The 4,574-nt window shown below is 71.6% G+C and carries 3 protein-coding genes; 2 read left to right on the top strand and 1 reads right to left on the bottom strand.

The window, feature by feature from the left end; genetic code table 11:
• Nucleotides 1-127 precede the first annotated feature (127 nt).
• On the bottom strand, nucleotides 128-829 hold the full coding sequence (locus ACZ45Z_RS22250) for a PepSY domain-containing protein (protein WP_468365023.1): 702 nt from the start codon (nucleotides 827-829) through the stop codon (nucleotides 128-130).
• Between the two features lie 247 nt (nucleotides 830-1,076).
• Here ACZ45Z_RS22250 and ACZ45Z_RS22245 point away from each other — a divergent pair, with 247 nt between their 5' ends.
• Both ACZ45Z_RS22245 and ACZ45Z_RS22240 read left to right on the top strand, forming a co-directional pair.
• Nucleotides 1,077-2,297: a thiolase family protein gene (locus ACZ45Z_RS22245; RefSeq protein WP_468365021.1), complete on the top strand. Its 1,221-nt coding sequence runs from the start codon at nucleotides 1,077-1,079 to the stop codon at nucleotides 2,295-2,297.
• The gene (locus ACZ45Z_RS22240; RefSeq protein ID WP_468365018.1) at nucleotides 2,294-4,423 is read left to right on the top strand and encodes a 3-hydroxyacyl-CoA dehydrogenase NAD-binding domain-containing protein; all 2,130 of its coding nucleotides are present in this window, start codon (nucleotides 2,294-2,296) and stop codon (nucleotides 4,421-4,423) included. The genes ACZ45Z_RS22245 and ACZ45Z_RS22240 overlap by 4 nt, the downstream gene beginning before the upstream one ends.
• Nucleotides 4,424-4,574 lie beyond the last annotated feature (151 nt).

Genomic DNA, 4,574 nt, shown 5'->3' with positions numbered 1-4,574 from the left:
CGAACCGGTCTCTGCGGTGGCCAGGGGGAAGGATGGGGGCGGACAACACCGGCGCCCCTTTTCCGGCCGTGTACGCGCACGGCCGGAAAAGGGGCGCCGGTGTCTTTTGGGCTCCGGCGGCGGGCGTTCAGTCGCGGTCGACGTGCTCCCGCACGATCTTGCCGTCGGTCGCGCCGATGTCGAAGGTTGTCTTGTTCCAGTCGTCGGTGGTCACCACGTCGACGGACCACACCGGCGTGCCGTTGTCGGTGTCGTCGAGCTCGACGGAGCTGACGGTGCCCTTCTTCTTGCCGGTGGCGGTCCGGGCGGCCTCCTCGGCCGTGACGGTGGCCTTCTTCAGCCGGCCGGCCAGTTCGCGCCGGTCGTCGGCGTCCTGGTCCGTCTCGGTGCGCGGCCGCGCCGCCTTGCCGGTGACCGCGTCGACGCGGACCGAGCGGGCGGCGCCGTCGGGGGTCGCCACCTTCGTCTCCCAGCCCGGCTCGCCGCCGGCGCCGCCCTTCAGCTCGGCCGATACCGCCTTCGCGCCGGGGACGGCGGCGAGCGCGGCGCGCAGCGCCCGGTCGTAGGTCACCTTGGCGCGCGGGATGAGCGCCTCGCGTTCGGCCTGGTCCTCGGTGAGACCGCCGCCCGGGGAGGCGGACGCGGTCGCCGTCGGGGTCGCCGGGGCGGGGCTGGTCGGGCCGGTCTTCGCCCTTCCCGCGTCGTCGCCGTCGTCACCGCAGCCGGTCACCAGCGCGCCCGCCGCGGCGACGGCGCACAGCAGGCCGATCGCGCGCCCGGCCACCGGCCGTCCACTCACCGTCACGACACCACTCCTCTTCGCAGTCATATGGGTACTTTAGGTGCGAGAGGCGGGCGATCCGGGTGCAACCCGTGGGATTCGGCCCCGCGCACACCCGTCGTGGGGCCGTTTCGGCGGGCGGGCGGGACCCGTTTCCGGCCTTCCTCGGGTGTGACGTTCGCCGCTCCGGGCGGTGGGGGTGTGCAGCTTGGTTACCCGTAAGTAGCATGTGGGTGTGAAGCGTCCCCCGGGGCGCCCCGCAGCAGTGCCATCCCGCACCTGGAGGAGAGCCAACGTGCCTCGTACCGCTAGGGACGTCGTCTTCGTCGACGGCGTCCGCACCCCGTTCGGCAAGGCGGGCCCGAAGGGCATCTACCACGAGACCCGCGCCGACGACCTGGTCGTCAAGTGCATCCGGGAGCTGCTGCGCCGCAACCCGGACCTGGACCCCGCCAAGATCGACGAGGTCGCCCTCGCGGCGACCACGCAGATCGGCGACCAGGGCCTGACCCTCGGCCGCACCGCCGGCATCCTCGCGGGCCTGCCGCAGTCGGTGCCCGGCTTCTCCATCGACCGCATGTGCGCCGGCGCGATGACCGCCGTGACGAGCATGGCCGGTGGCGTGGCGTTCGGCGCCTACGACATCGCCCTCGCCGGCGGTGTCGAGCACATGGGGCGCCACCCCATGGGCGAGGGCGTGGACCCCAACCCGCGCTTCGTGTCGGAGAAGCTCGTCGACCAGTCGGCCCTGTTCATGGGCATGACGGCGGAGAACCTCCACGACCGCCTGCCGCACCTGACCAAGCAGCGCGCCGACGAGTACGCGGTGCGCAGCCAGGAGAAGGCCGCCAAGGCGTACGCCGACGGCAAGATCCAGGCCGACCTGGTGCCGATCTCGGTGCGCCGCACCAACGCCGAAGCCGGCGAGACCGGTTGGGGCCTGGCCACCACCGACGAGCCGATGCGCCCGGGCACGACCCTGGAGAACCTCGCCGGCCTCAAGACGCCGTTCCGGCCGCACGGCCGGGTGACCGCGGGCAACGCCGCCGGTCTCAACGACGGCGCGACCGCCTCGCTGATCGCCGCCGAGGACGTGGCGCGCGAGCTGGGCCTGCCGATCAAGATGCGCCTGGTGGACTTCGCCTTCGCCGGCGTCGAGCCCGAGGTCATGGGCATCGGCCCGGTGCCGGCGACCGAGAAGGCGCTGGCCAAGGCCGGTCTGACGATCGACGACATCGGCCTGTTCGAGATCAACGAGGCCTTCGCGGTGCAGGTGCTCTCGCTCCTGGACCACTACGGCATCGCGGACGACGACCCGCGCGTCAACCAGTACGGCGGCGCGATCGCCTTCGGCCACCCGCTGGCCTCGTCCGGCGTCCGCCTGATGACGCAGCTCGCCCGGCAGTTCGAGGAGCAGCCGCACGTCCGCTACGGCATCACCTCCATGTGTGTCGGTTTCGGCATGGGTGGAACGGTCATCTGGGAGAACCCGCACTTCGAGGGAGCAGGCAAGTGAGCACCACCGCTGAGCTGTTGAAGGGTGCGGCAGAGCTGTTCCCCGACGAGGTCGTGACGCAGGCGCACGTGCGCCACCTCGACCTGCCCCAGGGCGCGGGGAAGTTCGCGCTCATCACGCTGGACAACGGCCTGGACCACACCAAGCCGACCACCTTCGGTCCCCAGTCGCTGGCGAACCTCAACACCGCCATCGACCAGGTCGAGAAGGAGGCCGCGGACGGTTCGATCGTCGGCGTCGGCCTCACCGGCAAGCCGTTCATCTTCGCCGTCGGCGCCGACCTCAAGGGCGTCGAGCTGCTGGGGCGCCACGAGGACGCGCTGGCCATCGGCAAGGGCGGTCACGACGTCTTCAAGCGGCTGTCGGGCCTGGCCGTGCCGACCTTCGCCTACTACAACGGCGCGGCGATGGGCGGTGGCGTCGAGGTCGGTCTGCACTGCACCTACCGCACCGTCTCCAAGGCGCTGCCGGCGTTCTCGCTGCCCGAGGTCTTCCTCGGTCTGGTGCCCGGCTGGGGCGGCTGCGTCCTGCTGCCGAACCTCATCGGCGCGGACCGCGCGGTCTCGGTCATCATCGAGAACTCGCTCAACCAGAACAAGCAGCTCAAGGGCAAGCAGGTCTTCGAGCTCGGCATCGCCGACGCGCTGTTCGAGGGCGCGGACTTCCTGGAGCAGTCGCTGATCTGGACCGCTTCGGTCCTCAAGGGCGACACCGAGGTCGTACGGCCCGAGATCGACCGCGGTGCGGCCTGGGACGACGCCGTCGCGCGCGGCAAGGCCGTCGCCGACGGCAAGGTGCACGGCGCGGCCCCGGCCGCCTACCGCGCGCTGGAGATCATCGCCGCCGCCAAGAACGGCGACCGCCAGCAGGGCTTCGACGCCGAGGACCAGGCCCTCGCGGACCTGATCATGGGCGGCGAGCTGCGCAGCGGCATCTACGCCTTCAACCTGGTGCAGAAGCGCGCCAAGCGGCCCGCGGGCGCGCCGGACAAGAAGCTGGCCCGTCCGGTCACCAAGGTGGGCGTCGTCGGCGCCGGCCTGATGGCCTCTCAGCTCGCGCTGCTGTTCGCGCGCCGCCTGGAGGTGCCGGTCGTCCTCACCGACATCGACCAGGCCCGGATCGACAAGGGCGTGGAGTACGTCCACGGCGAGATCGACAAGCTGCTGCTCAAGGGCCGGGTCAACCAGGACAAGGCCAACCGCCTCAAGGGCCTGGTCTCCGGTCACCTGGACAAGGCCACCGCCTTCGGCGACGCGGACTTCGTCATCGAGGCCGTCTTCGAGGAGATGGGCGTCAAGCAGCAGGTGTTCGCCGAGGTCGAGGCGGTCGTGCCCGAGCACGCCATCCTCGCCACCAACACCTCCTCGCTGTCGGTCACCGAGATGGCCTCGAAGCTCAAGCACCCCGAGCGGGTCGTGGGCTTCCACTTCTTCAACCCGGTCGCGATCCTGCCGCTGCTGGAGATCGTCCGCGGCGAGAAGACCGACGACGCGTCGCTGGCCACCGCCTTCTCGGTCGCCAAGTCGCTGAAGAAGACCGCCGTCCTGTGCAAGGACGCCCCGGCCTTCGTCGTCAACCGCATCCTGACCCGCTTCATGGGCGAGATCCAGAACGTCATCGACGAGGGCACCCCGGTGGACGTGGCCGAGAAGGCCATCGAGCCGCTCGGTCTGCCGATGTCGCCGCTGGTGCTGCTGGAGCTGGTCGGCCCGGCGATCGGTCTGCACGTCTCCGAGACGCTCAACGGCGCGTTCCCGGACCGCTTCACCGTCTCGCCGAACCTGGCCGCCGTGGTCAAGGCGGGCAAGCGCGGCTTCTACGTCTACGACTCCGGCAAGCCGGAGCTGGACCCGGAGGTCGCGGCCCTCCTCAAGCAGGGCGATGTCGTCCTGACCGAGGAGCAGGTCCGCGACCGCGTCCTGGACGCCGTCGCGCAGGAGATCGGCCTCATGCTGGACGAGGGCGTGGTCGCCGAGGCGCAGGACATCGACCTGTGCCTGATCACCGGCGCCGGCTGGCCCTTCCACCTGGGCGGCATCACGCCGTACCTGGACCGTGAGGGTGTCTCCGAGCGGGTGACCGGAAAGAAGTTCCTCGCACCGGGCGTCGCGAGCGTTCCCGTCTGAGGACGCCGCGGGTGACGTGAGGCGGGGGGGGGGGGGGGGGGGGGGGGGGGGGGGGGGGTGGGGGTGGTTGGGGGGGGGGTGGGGGGGGGGGGGGGGGGGGGGGGGGGGGGGGGGGGGGGGGGGGGGGGGGGGGGGGGGGGGAGGAGGAGAA

This window comes from Streptomyces sp. NPDC031210 (assembly GCF_055570395.1).
The sequence above is the reverse complement of the archived record's forward strand: the minus strand, read 5'-3'. Positions and strand labels throughout refer to the sequence as shown.